The organism is Streptomyces sp. NPDC012510 (assembly GCF_042955065.1).
Taxonomy (GTDB): Bacteria; Actinomycetota; Actinomycetes; order Streptomycetales; family Streptomycetaceae; genus Streptomyces.
Map to the genome: position 1 here is coordinate 493,795 of NZ_JBIBEN010000001.1, position 16,090 is coordinate 509,884.

Genomic DNA, 16,090 nt, shown 5'->3' on the forward strand with positions numbered 1-16,090 from the left:
GGTGGTCGCGCAGCGGGTGATGTGGCGGATCCGTACCGGCAGCCCCTGGCGGGACGTGCCCGAGCGCTACGGCTCCTGGTCTACGATCTACGACCGGTTCCGGATGTGGGCGCGTGACGAGGTCTTCCAGACCCTCATGGACGCGATGACCGCCCAGGCGGCGGCCCGCGACGACGTCGGACTCAGCCTGGTCAGCGTGGACTCCACCGTCGCCCGCGCGCATCACCACGCGGCGGGCATGGTGGTCGAGCCGGAGCTCCTTGAGGGGCTGGAGAAGGCCGTGGCGGAGGAAAAGGGGCTGCAGCAAAGGGGCGATCTCGTCGGGCTTGTGGATGCTGCGGCGGGCCAGCATCCACCGCTGCCGGGTGCGCTCGTCGCCGTCGAACTCGAACAAGGCGGGCAGGCGGGCGGCGGGCGGCGGGCCAGTCGTAGTAGCGCTCGCCTTTCGCACCGCTCCCTGCGGACAGGCGCTGCCACACCTCGGGGGGCCTGTTCGATGAGGAAGTCGATGCGCGGGCCGTGGACCTGCTGGGACTTGGGCACGGCGACGACCTAGGAGAGGCCGCGGCCTTCGAGGAAGCGGCGGAAGTGGGAGTCCTGGCCGTAGGCGGAATCGGCGGTGACCCAGGTGATGGGGAGCGGGGAGGCCGGAGCGCGCTCGATCATGGCGCGGGCGAGCTCGCCCTTGGTGGCGAAGCCGCGATCGTCGGGGATGCGGGCCGCTTGGCAGCGCTCCCGGTCGCCGGTCCAGGACTTGGGCAGGTAGAACTCGCGGTCGACCAAGGTGTGGCCCCGGGTCGTCGCATAGGCGGCGAAGACGCCGATCCGGCAGTTCTCGGTCCGCCCGGCCGTGCCGGAGTACTGGCGCTACACCCCTGCGGAGGTGGTGCCCTTCTTCACGAAGCCGGTGTCATCCAGGATCAACACCCCGTCCGGCTCGCCGAGTTGTTCGGCGATGTATGCCTGCAGATCGTCGCGGATGCGGTCGGCGTCCCAGCGGCTGCCGGACAGCAGGTGCTGCAGGCCGTCGGGGGTGGCGTGCCCGGCGTACTCGGCGAGTTGCCAACCGTTTTTGTGGCCTGCCGGGCCGAGCAGCCCGCGCACGTAGTCCCGCATCCGGCGCCGGGCTTCCACCCGGGTGAAGCGGGCTCCGGTCCGTAGGAAGAGTTCTTCGAGTTCTTGTTCCCACACGCTCGTCGGCATGTCGTTGATCACGCGGGAGGACTGTCCGGATTGTCGTCATTACATGCGGCGCGGGCACACGTTCGCGGGACAGCCCCGAAAAGACCGTCCCGCGACCGCCGAACACCCGCTACACTCCCCGCTGCCAGGTCGTTGACCAGGGAATATCTAGAAGTCCGGCTGGAGTACCAGCCCAAGAGGCGGGTGTCCATCGCATGGCCATCCTCAGACGGCACGTCGACCTGAAGAACGAGTTCTACGAGCGCGTGCGCGCAGAGACCCAGCAGACCCCTGAGACCGAGAAGCGGCTCCGTGAAACTGTCAGCAAGCTCAAACAGACCATCTCGAACCAGAGGGTCGAGATCGAAGAACTCCGGCAGCTGGTGACGAGGCTGACCCTGGCCAGCGCCGTTCTCGCCCGGAGGGAGGGCACGTCCACAGAGCATGTCTCCGCCCACGACAACGTCGTCCCGTTCCCCCGACCGCCTGGTGCCTGACAAGCCCTTGCTGCCATCAGCTTCATGGCCCGTCGGATGACCAGGGTGGCTCCAAGGGGCACTGGCCTGAACTCCGCTCGCGATGCGACGTGTCTGGCACCGCTTCACGAGCCGCCTACGGCCCACGACGCTCAGGGGAACATTCGCGTGGGACACTCGTCGTCCTCTCGAAGTCGGACGACGGCAGGCGCGACACCTGTCGTGCGCGCCTGCCGCATCGCGGCCTTTCAGCCCCGCGGTGCGACGCGGATGCGGTTCCCGTCAGGGTCGGCTGCGAGGAAGGTCAGGCCGAACCCCAAATCATGAGGCTCGCGCAGGATTGTGACCCCCTTCGACTTCCACTGCTCAAAGGTGGCGTTGAGCTCGTCAGGTCCACTGTCGGTGGCCAGGCACACCTCACTGGTACGCGGGACATCCGGTGACAGATTCTCGAACTGGCCGGACCACAGACCGAGGTCAGCGCCCGGCCCGAGGTCGAAGGTGATGTATCCCGGCGTCTCGAAGGAGGGGCTCAGGTCGAGGAGGTCTCCGTAGAAACGAGCTGCGGCGGGAGCGTCGTTCACGTAGACGATGGACACGACGGATCTGGTCATGGCTGTTCCTTCTCACAGGTGGCAGGTACGCATCCGCCAGCCTGACCGGGATATGCGTCACATCATGTCGCAATTCCTGGAAAAGATTGGTGGGTGACTCCGGACCGCTTCTTCTCCCTGATGCTGCTCCTCGAATCGAGGGACGCCGTGACCACACAGGAACTCGCCTCAGCGCTCGGGGTGTCCCTTCGAACCATCACCCGGGATCTGAACTGGCTCCGCGACGCCGGTCTGCCGGTGACCGCACACCGGGGCCGCCTCGGAGGCGTGACCATGCTTCCCGGATCCGGACTCGACCTCACACGGCTCACACCGGGCGAGCGTGATCATCTGTCGCTCACCGGGCTGGATGACAAGCAACGTGCGGAGCTCGATGCATCGGTCGAAAGCAGGCGCGCGCTCTCCAAGATCGCCGCTGCACAGCCACGTCGAGTCCGTGCACTCCTGCCGCTCACCGACGTAGTGCACGTGGACAGCCGTCCCTGGCGTCAGACACCAGCTTCCGGCACGACTCCGGCTTCACTGGTCGGCGCGGTGCGGCGAGGTCGCCGGCTACGGATCGAGTACGACAGCGCACGCGAGTCTCGCCTACGCGACCTGGTCGTGGATCCCTACGGGCTGTTCGCCAAGGCCGGCATCTGGTACCTCGTCGCCGACTGTGCCCGAGTGCCACGGATGTACCGACTCGAACGGATCACGACGTGGAAAGAAGTCGACCAGCCACGACGGATCCGCAAGAGCCAGACCCTGGCCACCGTCGCCGCCGCGCTCATCGATCAGTGGGAGCACGACCACGCGATAGAGGTCAGCGCCACCATCGACCAGACCCAGATCGAGCGAGCGCAACGGATCTTCGGCCAACGACTCGTCCGGGACGACCACGAACAATCCGCCACCGGCCACAAGGTGACGATCCGCTTCCTGCATCTGGAGGACGTACGAGCACTACTGCCGTTCGGAAGCACCATCACTGTGCACGGCCCCACCGAAGCCAGGGCTCACCTCCGCGACCTCGCCACCGATCTTGCCCACCACTATGCGCCGTCACCAACGTCCTGACCCACAACATCCAGCGGACGGCGAGGGACAGACTGCACACAAGGACTTGACGGGGAACACCACGGACATGAGCGATCACGTCCGCCTGGTGCTGATCGAGATGATCACGGAGACAGACGGGCTGAACGAGCGTGTCCGCGGACTCGAAACCACCATCCGGGAACTGGTCACCCCGCTGGCACCCGCGCTGCTGGAGATCACAGGGATCAGCCACGTCTCCGCGGCGGTCCTCCTCGCCGAGATCGGTGACATCACCCGTTTCACCAGCTCAGCGAAGCTCACCCGCTACACCGGGACCGCGCCGATCCCGGTCTACCCTCCGACAAGGAACGCTACCGGCTGCACCGAGGCGGCAACCGGCGACTCAACAGCGTGCTCTACACGACGTCCATCGTCCAACAGCGATTCCACCCGGGCGCACGAGCACTTCTGGCCCGCCACGAGCCGGCCAAAGGAGCCCGCGGCGCCCGACGCATCCTCAAACGCCATCTGATCGACGTCATCCACCGCGCCATCACCAAAGACCGAGCTACCTGGCAGCACCACATCACCCACCACCAGCTCGCTGCTTGACATAGAAGCGTCAACGGCCTGCTGCGACAGTACTTCCCCGAAGGAACCGACCTGTCCGTGCACAGTGCCGAAGACCTCGAACACGTCGCCCAGCAACTCAACGGCCGGCCACGCAAAACGCTCGGCTGGAAAACCCCAGCCGAGCGCCTGCGTGATCTACTGACGACCACGTAGACCGTCACGTGTTGCGAGGACCCCAAGAATCCGCCCAAGCCGACGGGGCACCCTCACACCGACGCGGCTGCGGCCGGCCTCCCGGAGGCGGTGCTGCAGCGGTGCCTGGCCCACCGTGAGGCATGGCGGACGGACAACCCGCACGTCATGGTCACCAAGGGAACAAAGGCCGGACGGAGCCCAGCCTCACTGCCTATCTCTCCCATGTCCTTGACGACTGCGGCTTCCCGCCCCGCATGATCCGCAGCACCCGTCTCGTCGACCTGGTGAACTCCATGGATCCCAAGCTCGTCGCTGCGGCCTTTGGTATGGACCCGCAAGCCACCCTGAGCTATCTCGCCGACCACGTCGACCCCGGGCGTCTGCCCGATTGCTGATGGTCGGCCAGCGTCAGAGAATCCGGTGGTCAGCCCTCTCGCCATCCCCCAGACTCGGATGTGTGCGCCGGGCCCTCGGTGATCAGCGCAGGGAACCCATGGCTGGAGGAGGGGAACGACGATGGCCCACCTGCGACTCACCTGGGCCCTGACCGGACGTGGTTGGGCCGACTGCATCGTCAGCGACCACCAGGCGGAAGCCGAAGTCACGGCGTCCTATATCACCGCTGCCCCCGAAGATCTCTTGACGGCAGTAACACGTCTGATCGTCGGCGAGACCGAATGCCGAGCACAGTTCGAGGCCGAGCCCACCGCCTTCCGATGGATCTTCTACCGTGAAGGCACCGACGTGTGGATCCGCCTACTCGAGCTGGCCCGCGGCAGTGACCACGACAACACCGGGGCTGAGATCTGGGCCACCCAGCAGAACATCGACGTCGTTGCCCGAGCAGTGATCCGTTGCTTCGACGAGGTCGTGAGGGAGTACGGCGAGAGCGCATACCGCGGCAAGTGGGGTGAGCACTTCCCTCGCACCGAGCTCGAAGTCCTCAGGACCGCGTGGCGCGAACATCGAGGCGACTGGGCAGCCTCTTGGACCCCATCGAACCCGTGAAGTTTCGGCAGCACCTGGCACGGGTTCGCCGGAACAAGTGCGCTTTGGAGAACGGAGCGTTCGACGCGATCGCGATAGCCCTGCGTTCTTCCCGCTCGATGAAGATCTGGAACAGCAGCTTCGCTCCCGCACTGTCCAGATCGAGATAGCCGAACTCGTCCAGACAGAGCAGATCGACGCGGCCGTAGCGGGCGATGGTGCGGGCCAGCTCAACGCCTGGCGCACCGTCCGCCGGTGCACCCCGTACTTCTCCGCCAGAACCCGCTGCGACATCTCCGGATCGAGACGCTTGTCCCTCCGGCTCGCTGCGAACAGTTCAGCGCGCGACAAACCCACCCCGGCCTCCCGACATGACCGCGATCAACACACACGGCCTCCGACAAGACCGTGATCGACGCGCACACCCTGCTGTCGCCGGGCGGACGGAGCAGCGCATGCACTCCAACGAGGGCACGTCGCAGCACGTGTTCGCCAAGTGATAGCAGCCAGTTAGCGGGGAGCTGGCCGCCAGTGATCACTTCGTGTGAGCGGGCCCGCGTCGGCTTGCCACCGTGGAGCCCTGGCCTCACCGGGCCGCGATGTGCGCCGCCCCGAACAGGCGCTTGGCCATGCCGAGGCGTTCATACGTGGCGATGGCCGGCGCGTTACCGGTGAGCACCATGAGCGCGGCGCGGCCGTGCTGGTTGACGAGGGCGTCCATGACGAAGCCGCACACGGCCCGCGCAAGACCGCGTCCGCGGGCGGCGGGGTGGGTGACCACCCCTCCCATGAACCCGCACCCGGCCACGGACCACGCGTCCGCCGCCACCGCTAGCGGCTTCGCCCCGATGCTGCTGTCCACCTCGCCGACGACCCCGGCCCAGCGGCGCATGCCCGCGCGTCCCGGCTGCGCGTGGGAGTCAGGGAAGAAGCGGTCGAACAGCCAGGTCACCTCCTTCTCCTCGCGGGCGTTCAGCCACCGCACGCCTGCGGCGGCGGCACCGGATGGGGACGTGGCCTCCATCCAGAAGAAATTGTGGACCTGCGCCAGATTGGGCAGCTGCCGCACCAGCGCATCGATCAAGGCAGCTTCCCCCAGGACTCGGTAGGACGGGCCGATCTCCTCCAGGATCCGCCGCACCAGCACGGCCACGTCGGCGCCGTCGCCCTTGACCGCAAGCCGGTCCTGTTGAGGGTTCGGGCTCGCCACCGCCAGCGCCGCGCCGTGGCACCAGGCCCGTACCCCCGGCCCCAGGCCGTCACCGCCTTGTCCCTGGGCGGCCCAGACCGGATGTCCGTCGCCGGCCGCGGCCTGCTCGATATCGCTGAGCCGTGCAAGTTCCTCCATACGCCGTGCCTACCAGGCGTTCTTGGAGTCCCGCTGTGACCCAGCCCTCATCGATCACCAACTGTGATCACGTATCTGGCCGTGCCTGGGGAATGTGAAGTGGCCGCCGACAGCCAAGTGGAGCCAAATCAACTTCGTACTCCGCGAGGCTACTTCAACCCCGTGTGTGGCCGAGCTCGTCGGCGGCACGACCGCCGGGCGGCTGCCGGAACAGGCGGTGCACACCGACATCCACGAGTGCAACGTGGTCGGTGACTTCGATGCCGACGGAGGGTTCGTGCCGACCGGGATCATCGACTTCGGTGACCTGGTGTGGACGTGGCGGGCGGGCGAGGTCGCGACGCCGATGCAGGCGGCCGTCGCACGTGCCTCCGAGGACCCGCTGGGGGCGGCGCTGCCCGTCCTCGCCGGGTACCTCGACCGGCTGTCGCTGGGCGAGGCCGAGGCCGAGGCGGACGCGGTCTGGACGCTGGTCCGCGCGCGTGCCGCGCTCTGCGCGGCGCTTCAGACCGTCGCGTCGCAACAGGATCCGGATGACGAAGGGTTTCGGCCAAGGTCGCCGCCGAGGACTGGCGGGCGTTGAGATTCGGCATGAAGCCGGAACCGGAGCCGATCACGGCCGCCCCCTACTCGGCCTCGCCTCGGACTCCTGTCCGTGGCCCCAAGCGAAATGCGCGAGTGTCGGATTGGCCGCGTCTGGCGACGTTGATTCCCGGCGCGGATCGCCGACTCCGCCGACCCGCGAAGACGCACCAACCGAGCTGACTGCCGGCACTCGCCTGGCCTGCCGCTACGGGACCAGCCCCCACCCGGACACTCCGAAAGGAGGATTCAACTCGCCGCAAACCGCGACCTCACCAACGAGCAATCGGCGAGACCGCCACAACCTTGCGAGACGCATAGAACGCAAATCATTTTCACCTATATCGAATCAGACGTTCCGTAGTGTTCAAGAACTGCTGCGGACAGGTGACGGACAGGTGGCGGACGGGCGTCCGCACTGTCGGCCTGGTCCGGTGTGCGGATGCGGGCCACTGGGCTTCCAGAGACGATGGAGCGACAGGCAGGCTCTGGTGCGGGCCGCGGACGAGCAAGCAGGAGCCCGTTCGCTTGGCGCGCGGGAGGAGCGGGCAGCGTCATGAATCCCTTGAACACACTGAGCGATGCCGGCGTGTCGATCTGGCTGGACGATCTCAGCCGGGAGCGGCTGGTGTCCGGGAGCCTGGCGGACCTGATTGCGCGGGACCGGGTGGTGGGGGTGACCACCAATCCGACGATCTTTGCCAAGGCCATCACGAGCGGCGACGCCTACGACGCGCAGATCCGTGACCTGACGGCCCGCGGAGTCGGGGTCGGTGAGGCGCTGCGGGCGCTGACCACAACCGACGTCCGGTGGGCATGTGATGTGCTGCGCCCGGTCTATGACGCGACGGACGGTGTCGACGGGCGGGTCTCCATCGAGGTCGACCCTCGGCTCGCGCACGACACCGCTGCGACGATTGCTGAGGCGCGGGCGCTCTGGTGGCTGGTCGATCGTCCCAACCTGTTCGTGAAGATTCCGGCCGCACGCCAGGGCCTGCCGGCGATCGCCGCGTGTCTGGCCGAGGGCATCAGCATCAATGTCACGTTGATCTTCTCCCTCGCTCGCTACGACGAGGTCGTGGATGCCTTCCTCGACGGGATGGAACGCGCCCGCGATGAGGGCCGGGAACTCTCGGGCATCGGGTCGGTGGCTTCGTTCTTCGTCTCCCGCGTAGACGCCGAGGCGGACGCACGCCTGGACAAGACCGGCACCGCGCAGGCGGCCCGGCTGCGCGGCCGGGCGGCGATCGCCAACGCACGGCTTGCCTACCAGCACTACGAGCGGGTTCTCTCGTCACCCCGCTGGCAAGCCCTTCGGGGGGCGGGAGCCCGCCCTCAGCGTCCCCTGTGGGCTTCGACCTCCGTCAAGGACCCCGCCTACCCCGACACCCGCTACGTGACCGAACTGGTCGCACCCGGCGTGGTCAACACCATGCCGGAGGCCACCTTGCGCGCGGTTGCCGACCACGGCCCAGTACCGGCCGACTCGGTGCGTACCCACTACGACGACGCCGAGCAGGTTCTCGCCGGGCTGCGGGCCGTCGGTGTGGACTACGGCAACGTCGTGCAGACCCTTGAGGACGAAGGCGTGTCGAAGTTCGACGCCAGCTGGCAGCAGCTCTCCGAGCAGCTCGCCGACACCTTGCGCGGTCGACCCGCAGCCCTGGAAGGGAACTGACGATGTCCGCGAACGACGCGTGTGTGATCGTCGGGGCCACGCCCCGGTCGGCCCAGACTCCGTGATCACCGTCTTGGACCGGTGCCCGTTGCGGTAGTTCTCCCGGCCGCCTCGGCCCGCTCACCGTGCTCGTGCCCGCTCACCGGGCCCGTGCCCCAGATGATCACTGAGCGCGGACACCAGCACCCGCTTGGTCGCCTGCTGCGGCAGGCCGCCCGCCCTGGTGTGCTTCACCCCACCGGCCTGAGCCCGGGCCATCAAGTCGGCGACCACCCCGTCGTCCACGGCGCTCGCCCCACTCTCAGCGGCCTTGCCGGCCTCGGTGTCACTCGTCACGTCAGTCAGCAACTGTCGCTTCCAGCTCGGGAGTTGCACCGCTCCCGGTACAGACCCGTCACTGATGAATCGTGCCCCGGACGAGCAGCCGAACGGTCGCCGACCGCCGTGGGATCACACAGGCGATGGATCACGCCGTCCGCTCTCCGGGTACCGTCGGGGTATGAGTCATCCGCACCCCGAATTGAAAGCCGCCCCGCCCCTTCCCGAAGGGGGGCTGCGGGTCATCGCCCTGGGCGGCCTGGGTGAGATCGGCCGCAACATGACCGTCTTCGAGCACGCCGGCAAGCTGCTCATCGTCGACTGCGGTGTGCTGTTCCCCGAGGAGACCCAGCCTGGCGTGGACGTGATCCTGCCGGACTTCACCTCGATCCGTGACCGGCTGGACGACATCGTGGCCGTGGTTCTCACCCACGGCCACGAGGACCACATCGGCGGCGTGCCGTACCTGCTGCGCGAGCGGTCCGATATTCCCGTCGTCGGCTCCAAGCTGACGCTGGCGTTTCTTGAGGCCAAGCTCAAGGAACACGGCATCCGGCCGCGCACGGTGCGGGTGCGGGAGGGCGACCGGCGTGGTTTCGGGCCCTTCGACTGCGAGTTCGTAGCGGTCAACCACTCCATCCCCGACAGCCTCGCGGTCGCGATCCGCACCCGGGCCGGGATGGTTCTGCACACCGGCGACTTCAAGATGGACCAGTTCCCTCTCGACGACCGCATCACCGATCTGCGCGCCTTCGCCCGCCTCGGCGAGGAGGGTGTGGACCTGTTCCTCACCGACTCCACCAATGCCGAAGTGCCCGGCTTCACGACCTCCGAGCGTGATCTGAACCCGGCGATCGAGCAGGTGATGCGCACCGCGCCACGCCGGGTCATCGTCTCCAGCTTCGCCAGCCATGTGCACCGCATCCAGCAGGTCCTGGACGCCGCCCACCAGCACGGCCGCAAGGTCGCCTTCGTCGGCCGGTCGATGGTCCGCAACATGGGCATCGCCCGTGACCTGGGCTATCTGAAGGTCCCGTCCGGTCTGGTCGTGAGCCCGAAGGAGCTGGAGAAGCTCCCGGACCACAAGATCACTCTGGTGTGCACCGGCTCCCAGGGCGAGCCGATGGCCGCGCTGTCCCGGATGGCCAACCGGGACCACGTGATCCGCATCGGCAGGGGCGACACCGTCCTGCTCGCCAGCTCGCTCATTCCCGGCAACGAGAACGCCATCTACCGGGTGATCAACGGTCTTACCCGGTGGGGCGCCCATGTGGTCCACAAGGGCAACGCCAAGGTGCACGTCTCCGGGCATGCCAGCGCCGGCGAACTCGTCTACTGTTACAACATCGTCAAACCCCGCAACGTCATGCCGGTGCACGGCGAATGGCGCCACCTTCGGGCCAACGGCGACCTCGCCATCCGTACCGGCGTCGACCCGGACCGGGTCGTCATCGCCGAGGACGGCGTCGTCGTCGACCTGGTCGACGGGCGCGCGTCCATCACCGGCAAGGTCCCCGCAGGCAACGTCTACGTGGACGGCATGGAGGTCGGTGGGGCCACCGAGGCGTCCCTCAAGGACCGTCTCACCCTCGCCGCCGAAGGCGTGGTCACGGTGGTGGCGATCGTCGACGCGGACACCGGCGCTCTCACCGAGCCCCCGGACTTCCTGGCCCGGGGATTCGTCCACGACGACACCACCTTCGAGTCGGTCATCCCCGTCATCGAGAAGACCCTGTCCACCGCGGCTGAGGAAGGCGTAGGGGACGCGCACCAGCTCGAGCAGCTCGTCGCCCGCGCCGTGGCGAACTGGGCGTTCCGCACCCACCGCCGCAAACCCCTCATCATCCCCGTCATCATCGACGCCTGAGCCACAGCCATGCAGCACGGTCCCCGGTTCCGGTCGCGCCCCGCACGCGTCGAAGCCGGGCACGCGTCGAAGCCGGGCACGCGTCGAAGCCGGGCATGGGAGTAAGCAGCCACCCCGGGAGGGCAGCGGCCCCGGCCTCCACAGATCAGGGGCCGCGCAGCCATTGCTGCGCGGCCCCTGATCCTGCGCGGCCTCTGATCCTGCGCCGGCCCGGCACGAGAGCAGGCGCCTTCGTCCAGGTGGGCGGCAGGGCCTGCACGGGCGGCGGCCACCTGACGCGGCGTGCGCGACCTCTCGGGCAGGCTTGCGAGGTCAGGCCAGGTTGATGTTCTCGGCCTGCGGACCCTTCTGGCCCTGGGTGACGTCGAACGTCACGGCCTGGCCCTCCTGGAGCTCACGAAAGCCCGTGGAGTTGATCGCGGAGTAGTGCGCGAAGACATCCGGGCCGCCGCCGTCCTGGGCGATGAAGCCGAAGCCCTTCTCCGCGTTGAACCACTTCACAGTTCCCGTTGCCATGTCTCATGCCTTCCAGTCGATGAACGCCTCCCACTCCATGTGGCAGACGGAGGTGATCGCCCTGGTCCCTGCGGCACAGCACAGCAAAACACCCACACCAGAGGCGTAGGCAGGAAGAAATTCCGAACCACGACAGCTGACGCAGACGCTACACGCCCACACACCGGGTCACCACAGGAATGTTCACGCCACACACGAGACCGTGCGTGCGGTGCCCGCCGACGCTGACGGGCACGCTCATCTCATGCCGCTGCCGTTGGGTTCGCTGATTCGGCGGCGCGGCGGTACTCGGCGTTGATGCGCCGGGCTTCCTCGAGTTGGTCTTCGAGGATGACGATCCGGCAGGCGGCCTCGATGGGGGTGCCCCGATCGACGAGCTCCCGAGCCCTGGCGGCGATGCGCAACTGGTAGCGGGAGTAGCGGCGGTGGCCACCCGCGGAGCGCAGTGGGGTGATGAGGCGGGCTTCGCCGATGGCGCGGAGGAAGCCCTGTGTGGTGCCGAGCATCTCGGCGGCCCGGCCCATGGTGTAGGCGGGGTAATCGTCGTCGTCGAGGCGGCCGAACGTGTCGTCTGCTGTCATTGCACCTCTCTGCGGAACGCACGGAGGGGCCCTGGCGCCGTACTGGCACCAGGGCCCCGAAGGAACAACTACACCATCTGCCGGCCCTGAGACCGCACCGGCCCTCTGTTTCCGCGGACCCGACCGAGACGCTGTCGGAGCCGCGGGGATCGCGGTTGCTTGACCGGAGACCACCTCACTGTCGATGTCCTGCGGTACCCGGGTCCAGGACTTCCACCCGGGCGATCCTGATGGCGCTCGGCTCCTCCGTTCTCCCTCTTAGGAACTACTCACTGACGGAAACTGCGAATTGCTGGCACCGCGAACTGCTGGTGGCCTCAGACAGCGCCACTCTTCGGCAGCCGGCCCCGTCGCCCGTCCTGCGTCTGCTCTGGCTCAGAACCCCACTGCCGAATCTCCCGGTGCGCGCGCCCGCAGCCGACGCCTTCACCGAGGTACTGCTCACTGACTTCGCTGCCGGTTACCGCGAACTTGCACTTACCGGTACTGCCACTGCGGTACCGCTCATGGCGGCCCCTGATCACCGCGGGCCACCCGGTGCGGTGGTCAGCCCCGTCACCGTCCTGCAACCGCTCTGGCTTCGGTACTCCACCACCGCACCGTCCTGCGCACTGCAACTGCCGTATTACTGCCCGGCAGTTCATGTCTGCCGGGCCTCGCTCGATCTTGGCTACGAGAGAAACCTTAACCACACCGCAGCCCAATGTCTACTCTGGCCAACATAGATTTTCGCGCGCTCGAAGACGAGGTAACCCGCCTCGACCGGTTCGATACGGCCCGGGCCTTCCTCGAGGGTTTGCGGCAGCCGGCCGTCGCCCCTGACGCAGTGGATGGTCTTCGGCGCCAAGACCGTGAGCGCCTGCCTTGCCGGGTGGCGTCACCGCTGAAGCAGCCGGGTGGCCGGTGAATATAATCGGCCTCGTGTCGAAGCCTGACGAACTGCTGGTTGACCTCGCCGCCCTGGTGGAGTCCGGCCAGAGCAACCAGATGTCCCTGACCGTGGTCACCGGCGGTGCTGTCATCACCGGTCGGCTGGCTCCCGAAGCAGTGTGGCGACAGAGGGTCTCGGAGGTACTGACGGACTCGGACCGCCTGGGCCAGTTCGCCGCTGTCTTCAACACCCCCGAGACGAACGGGCCGCCTGCGCATCTGCACTTCCACGTCGCCCGGATCCTGCAGGGCACTATGGGGATCCCGGAGACAGGCGGGATGTACCGTGTCGCGATCGAAAACGTCAGCGCCTGGACCGTGGGCGACTTCAGCTATTCCGACCGCTGAACGATCACTGTGACGGCAACCCGCTGACTGCGGTGTGGGCCCGACCGGTACGCCGGTCGGGCCCACACCGCCGTCAGATGTCGGCTCGTGCCGGTTCACCCGGTCAGACCGTCATGGGGGTCTGCTCGGGCACCGAGCCCGTCATAGCCGTCCTGGCCCCGCGACGCGCCACCCGGGCGTGAGGCGGGGGCGGCACGACTCGTGCCAGGCCGGCCTCGACCCAGCAAGGGGGCACTGACCACGGCAGACGTCACAGTCACCTCGACTTCGACGAGCAGGGGCGCCTGAGGACGCGGAGTCCCGGAGGCGGCTCAGGGGGTCGTGTGCGTCACCGTGGCGAGGACCGTCTCGCGGATCGTGTCCAGGACCTCCTTCCAGTCGGTCAGCGGCGTCGTGAGGGGTGGCAGGAGCTTCAGGACGTGGCCGAGGCCCGAGATCTCGGCGATGACCGCCTCCTGGAAGAGGGCCCGCTGGACCGCCGACGCCAGGTCGGGCGTGGCGAAGCGCAGGCCGCTCATCGCGCCCTTGCCGACCACGTGGGCCACGCCCGCCGGGAGGTCGGCGGTGAGGTCCTCCAGGCCGGTGCGGATCGCTGTGGCGAGGTCGACGGCGTGGTCGGTGAAGTGCGGGTCCGTCCAGTGGTCCAGGGCCGCGGAACCCGCCACGAAGGCCAGGTTGTGGCCGCGGAAGGTGCCGTTGTGCTCACCCGGGGCCCACTGGTCGTACTCGCGGCGGATCAGGAGCGCCGCCATGGGCAGTCCCATGCCGCTGAGCGACTTCGACAGACAGACGAGGTCGGGGCGCAGGCCCGGGGTGTCCTCGAAGCTGAAGAAGGTGCCGGTGCGGCCGCAGCCCGCCTGGATGTCGTCGACCACCACCAGCGCGCCCACGGCGTCGGCCAGTTCACGGATCCGGGTCAGCCAGGCCGCCGAGGCCGTGTGGAGGCCGCCCTCGCCCTGGACGGTCTCCAGGAGGATCGCGGCGGGCGGGGGGACGTCGGAGCCGGGAGCCATGGCCTGTTCCAGGGCGGCCACAGCGCCGGGGGCGTCCCCGTAGGGGAGGGCCGTCACATCCCTCAGGGTGACCCCGGCCGCACCGCGCAGCAGGGGCGCCGTGGTCGCGGCCAGCGCCCCCAGGGACGCGCCGTGGAAGCCGCCGGTGAAGGCGATCACATTGGTGCGTCCGGTGACCTTGCGGGCCAGCTTGAGGGCGGCCTCGACCGCGAGAGTGCCGGCCGGGCCCGGGAACTGGACCACGTGGTCCCCGAGGCCCCGGGGTTCGAGGATCACCTCCGTGAAGCGGGCCAGGAAGTCGGCCTTGGCCGCGGTGTGCAGGTCCAGCGACTGCACCGGGCCGCCGGCCGCCAGGTAGGCCATGACCCGGTCCACGATCTCCGGCGGGTTGTGGCCGTAGTTGAGCGAACCGGCCCCGCAGAGCAGGTCCACGTAGCGGCGTCCGGTGCCGTCCCACAGGTGGTGTCCCCGGGCCCGCTCGAAGACCACCGGGAAACTGCGGCAGTAGCTGCGGACGTTGGACTCGTGGCGTTCGAACACCGCGAGGGGTGACACCGTGCGGGGTGCCGTGTCAGTACTCATCGTGTGCTCGCCTTTCGCCGTTGCCTGAGCGGGTCACTTGACCAGGACCGTTCCGTCTCCGGGGCGGTGGTCGCGGGAGCGCCGGAGGTCGCTGAACGCGAACGTCCGCTGGAGCCACCGGTCCGCGCCGTCGTAGCGCGGGGTGAACGCCGAACGCCCGTGCAGGGTCACTCTGTTGTCGACGACGGCGAGATCGCCGGGGCGCAGCAGCACACCCGTGTACGTCTCGTGGGCCACCCTCGCCAGTTCCGTGAGGGCGTCCCGGCCCTCGGGGGTCAGGGCACGGGTGGCCGCCTCGTCGAAGCACAGGTCCGGGTCCTCGGGGGCGCCGGTGAGGACGGCGTGGACGGTGCCGCCGTCGCCGCGACCGAAGGACGGGGGTGCCTGCGTGACGTACTCGGGGCGGCCCAGGGCCTCGCGGGTGGCGGAGGTCAGCCGGGGCAGCACGCGTCGTATGCAGCTGGTGCGCAGTTCCGCCACGCCCTCGTGGTCCGGGCGCAGGCACAGGAGCATGACGTAGTCGGGGCGGTGGGGGTGGAAGGCGTTCTCGGTGTGGAAGGTGAGCTCGACCGAGCCGACGTTGCCCTGCACCTCTTCCTGGCCCGGCACCGGCACCACGTCCTGGACCAGGGCCCCGGACTTCTCCGCCGCGAACGCGGCCGGGTCGCCGAGCCCCGCCGCGAACAGCAGCAGGGTCGCCGCCGGCAGCGACGGGCTGTGCTGGACCGATCCCTTCACCATGGGGGTCGGCGGCAGGTACGCGGCACCGATGGACAGCCTCCTGAGGACGACTGCGCCGTCCGGGCCGGAATGCCTGCGGAACTCCCTCACGGTGCGCCGCACCTCGGCGGGGGCGTCCTCCCAGACGTGCCGGGCGAGGGCCACCCACGCCTGGTCGTCGACCCGGTCGCCCGCCTGGTCCATTAGTTCCGCCGCCACATGGCCCAACCGGGCCAGCGTGCGGGTGCCGTACCGCACCGTGCCGTCGACGGCCGCCGGGGCGTACGGCGCCTGCGTCATGTCGACGCTGCTCACGTGCCTGTTCCCTTTCGCTCGCGTCGTCACTCGCCCATGGCCCGGACGAGGCTCTGGGGACGCAGGTCGGTCCACTCGCGCTCGACGTACTCCAGGCAGGCGGTGCGGCTGTCAGGGCCGAAGACGGTGGTCCACCCGGCGGGTACGGCGGTGAAGTCGGGCCACAGCGAGTGCTGGCCCTCGTCGTTGGCCAGGACCCGGTAGACGCCGTCGGGGTTCTCGAAGGGATTGGTCATGATGAGTCC

The 16,090-nt window shown here is 68.4% G+C and carries 17 protein-coding genes and 4 pseudogenes; 11 read left to right on the forward strand and 10 right to left on the reverse strand.

The genetic code is table 11. The features are described 5' to 3' along the window. Window positions 1-25: 25 nt before the first annotated feature. Window positions 26-113: pseudogene (locus ACFY9I_RS02185) on the forward strand (transposase); the annotation flags it as partial. Window positions 114-422: 309 nt separating this feature from the next. On the opposite strand, the pseudogene ACFY9I_RS02190 reads toward ACFY9I_RS02185, so the two are convergent. Then, window positions 423-1,203 (reverse strand): annotated as a pseudogene (locus ACFY9I_RS02190) (IS701 family transposase); the annotation flags it as partial. Window positions 1,204-1,346: 143 nt separating this feature from the next. On the opposite strand from ACFY9I_RS02190, the gene ACFY9I_RS02195 reads away from it, so the two are divergent. Continuing rightward, window positions 1,347-1,679, forward strand: coding sequence for a hypothetical protein (locus tag ACFY9I_RS02195; RefSeq protein WP_390995738.1), 333 nt, complete (start codon window positions 1,347-1,349; stop codon window positions 1,677-1,679). Between the two features lie 227 nt (window positions 1,680-1,906). Here ACFY9I_RS02195 and ACFY9I_RS02200 read toward each other — a convergent pair whose 3' ends face one another. Continuing rightward, window positions 1,907-2,272, reverse strand: coding sequence for a VOC family protein (locus ACFY9I_RS02200; protein WP_390995316.1), 366 nt, complete (start codon window positions 2,270-2,272; stop codon window positions 1,907-1,909). A 93-nt stretch (window positions 2,273-2,365) separates the two neighbouring features. On the opposite strand from ACFY9I_RS02200, the gene ACFY9I_RS02205 reads away from it, so the two are divergent. The 5 genes and pseudogenes from ACFY9I_RS02205 to ACFY9I_RS02225 all read left to right on the forward strand — a co-directional run bounded on the left by ACFY9I_RS02205 (window position 2,366) and on the right by ACFY9I_RS02225 (window position 5,068). Beyond that, window positions 2,366-3,331, forward strand: coding sequence for a WYL domain-containing protein (locus ACFY9I_RS02205; protein ID WP_390995319.1), 966 nt, complete (start codon window positions 2,366-2,368; stop codon window positions 3,329-3,331). A gap of 67 nt (window positions 3,332-3,398) precedes the next feature. Beyond that, window positions 3,399-3,824, forward strand: coding sequence for a transposase (locus ACFY9I_RS02210; protein WP_390995322.1), 426 nt, complete (start codon window positions 3,399-3,401; stop codon window positions 3,822-3,824). Window positions 3,825-3,904: 80 nt separating this feature from the next. After that, window positions 3,905-4,078, forward strand: a pseudogene (locus tag ACFY9I_RS02215) (IS30 family transposase); the annotation flags it as partial. Between the two features lie 236 nt (window positions 4,079-4,314). Further along, window positions 4,315-4,455: a hypothetical protein gene (locus ACFY9I_RS02220; RefSeq protein ID WP_390995325.1), complete on the forward strand. Its 141-nt coding sequence runs from the start codon at window positions 4,315-4,317 to the stop codon at window positions 4,453-4,455. A 121-nt stretch (window positions 4,456-4,576) separates the two neighbouring features. Next, window positions 4,577-5,068: a hypothetical protein gene (locus tag ACFY9I_RS02225; RefSeq protein WP_390995328.1), complete on the forward strand. Its 492-nt coding sequence runs from the start codon at window positions 4,577-4,579 to the stop codon at window positions 5,066-5,068. 49 nt (window positions 5,069-5,117) lie between these two features. Here the strand turns inward: ACFY9I_RS02225 and ACFY9I_RS02230 are convergent. Further along, a pseudogene (locus ACFY9I_RS02230) lies at window positions 5,118-5,276 on the reverse strand (ATP-binding protein); the annotation flags it as partial. Between the two features lie 357 nt (window positions 5,277-5,633). Beyond that, window positions 5,634-6,395 carry a GNAT family N-acetyltransferase gene (locus ACFY9I_RS02235; RefSeq protein WP_390995330.1) on the reverse strand — a complete coding sequence of 254 codons (762 nt, stop codon included), beginning with the start codon at window positions 6,393-6,395 and terminating at the stop codon, window positions 5,634-5,636. Between the two features lie 166 nt (window positions 6,396-6,561). Between ACFY9I_RS02235 and ACFY9I_RS02240 the strand changes: the two genes are divergently transcribed. Both ACFY9I_RS02240 and tal read left to right on the forward strand, forming a co-directional pair. Then, window positions 6,562-6,978 carry a hypothetical protein gene (locus tag ACFY9I_RS02240; protein ID WP_390995333.1) on the forward strand — a complete coding sequence of 139 codons (417 nt, stop codon included), beginning with the start codon at window positions 6,562-6,564 and terminating at the stop codon, window positions 6,976-6,978. A 555-nt stretch (window positions 6,979-7,533) separates the two neighbouring features. Next, window positions 7,534-8,655, forward strand: a complete 1,122-nt coding sequence (gene tal, locus ACFY9I_RS02245) for a transaldolase (RefSeq protein WP_390995336.1) — start codon at window positions 7,534-7,536, stop codon at window positions 8,653-8,655. 120 nt (window positions 8,656-8,775) lie between these two features. Here the strand turns inward: tal and ACFY9I_RS02250 are convergent, their stop codons facing one another. Continuing rightward, window positions 8,776-8,991, reverse strand: a complete 216-nt coding sequence (locus ACFY9I_RS02250; RefSeq protein ID WP_390995339.1) for a hypothetical protein — start codon at window positions 8,989-8,991, stop codon at window positions 8,776-8,778. 163 nt (window positions 8,992-9,154) lie between these two features. On the opposite strand from ACFY9I_RS02250, the gene ACFY9I_RS02255 reads away from it, so the two are divergent. After that, on the forward strand, window positions 9,155-10,840 hold the full coding sequence (locus ACFY9I_RS02255) for an RNase J family beta-CASP ribonuclease (protein ID WP_390995341.1): 1,686 nt from the start codon (window positions 9,155-9,157) through the stop codon (window positions 10,838-10,840). Between the two features lie 312 nt (window positions 10,841-11,152). Here the strand turns inward: ACFY9I_RS02255 and ACFY9I_RS02260 are convergent, their stop codons facing one another. Both ACFY9I_RS02260 and ACFY9I_RS02265 read right to left on the reverse strand, forming a co-directional pair. Next, complete coding sequence (locus tag ACFY9I_RS02260; protein WP_030052720.1) at window positions 11,153-11,356, reverse strand: cold-shock protein; 204 nt, start codon at window positions 11,354-11,356, stop codon at window positions 11,153-11,155. Window positions 11,357-11,598: 242 nt separating this feature from the next. Then, window positions 11,599-11,937 carry a MerR family transcriptional regulator gene (locus ACFY9I_RS02265; RefSeq protein ID WP_390995344.1) on the reverse strand — a complete coding sequence of 113 codons (339 nt, stop codon included), beginning with the start codon at window positions 11,935-11,937 and terminating at the stop codon, window positions 11,599-11,601. A 921-nt stretch (window positions 11,938-12,858) separates the two neighbouring features. Here ACFY9I_RS02265 and ACFY9I_RS02270 point away from each other — a divergent pair. Then, window positions 12,859-13,215 (forward strand): hypothetical protein, encoded by a 357-nt coding sequence (locus tag ACFY9I_RS02270; protein WP_390995346.1) that lies wholly within the window; start codon window positions 12,859-12,861, stop codon window positions 13,213-13,215. Window positions 13,216-13,526: 311 nt separating this feature from the next. Here the strand turns inward: ACFY9I_RS02270 and ACFY9I_RS02275 are convergent, their stop codons facing one another. Genes ACFY9I_RS02275 through ACFY9I_RS02285 form a run of 3 tightly spaced genes read right to left on the reverse strand, consistent with a single transcriptional unit; the run spans window position 13,527 to window position 16,081 of the window. After that, window positions 13,527-14,810, reverse strand: coding sequence for a diaminobutyrate--2-oxoglutarate transaminase (locus ACFY9I_RS02275; protein WP_390995349.1), 1,284 nt, complete (start codon window positions 14,808-14,810; stop codon window positions 13,527-13,529). A gap of 33 nt (window positions 14,811-14,843) precedes the next feature. Next, complete coding sequence (locus ACFY9I_RS02280) at window positions 14,844-15,845, reverse strand: TauD/TfdA family dioxygenase (RefSeq protein ID WP_390995352.1); 1,002 nt, start codon at window positions 15,843-15,845, stop codon at window positions 14,844-14,846. A gap of 26 nt (window positions 15,846-15,871) precedes the next feature. Beyond that, entirely contained in the window at window positions 15,872-16,081 is a 210-nt protein-coding gene (locus ACFY9I_RS02285; protein WP_390995355.1) for an MbtH family NRPS accessory protein, read from the reverse strand. Window positions 16,082-16,090 lie beyond the last annotated feature (9 nt).

Excerpts from the sequence above, each read along its gene's own strand:
- ACFY9I_RS02255 (WP_390995341.1), top strand. The coding sequence starts at position 9,155 with ATGAGTCATCCGCACCCCGAATTGAAAGCCGCCCCGCCCCTTCCCGAA.
- tal (WP_390995336.1), top strand. The coding sequence starts at position 7,534 with ATGAATCCCTTGAACACACTGAGCGATGCCGGCGTGTCGATCTGGCTG.
- ACFY9I_RS02265 (WP_390995344.1), bottom strand. The coding sequence starts at position 11,937 with ATGACAGCAGACGACACGTTCGGCCGCCTCGACGACGACGATTACCCC.
- ACFY9I_RS02225 (WP_390995328.1), top strand. The coding sequence starts at position 4,577 with ATGGCCCACCTGCGACTCACCTGGGCCCTGACCGGACGTGGTTGGGCC.
- ACFY9I_RS02210 (WP_390995322.1), top strand. The coding sequence starts at position 3,399 with ATGAGCGATCACGTCCGCCTGGTGCTGATCGAGATGATCACGGAGACA.
- ACFY9I_RS02220 (WP_390995325.1), top strand. The coding sequence starts at position 4,315 with ATGATCCGCAGCACCCGTCTCGTCGACCTGGTGAACTCCATGGATCCC.
- ACFY9I_RS02235 (WP_390995330.1), bottom strand. The coding sequence starts at position 6,395 with ATGGAGGAACTTGCACGGCTCAGCGATATCGAGCAGGCCGCGGCCGGC.
- ACFY9I_RS02200 (WP_390995316.1), bottom strand. The coding sequence starts at position 2,272 with ATGACCAGATCCGTCGTGTCCATCGTCTACGTGAACGACGCTCCCGCC.
- ACFY9I_RS02275 (WP_390995349.1), bottom strand. The coding sequence starts at position 14,810 with ATGAGTACTGACACGGCACCCCGCACGGTGTCACCCCTCGCGGTGTTC.
- ACFY9I_RS02285 (WP_390995355.1), bottom strand. The coding sequence starts at position 16,081 with ATGACCAATCCCTTCGAGAACCCCGACGGCGTCTACCGGGTCCTGGCC.
- ACFY9I_RS02260 (WP_030052720.1), bottom strand. The coding sequence starts at position 11,356 with ATGGCAACGGGAACTGTGAAGTGGTTCAACGCGGAGAAGGGCTTCGGC.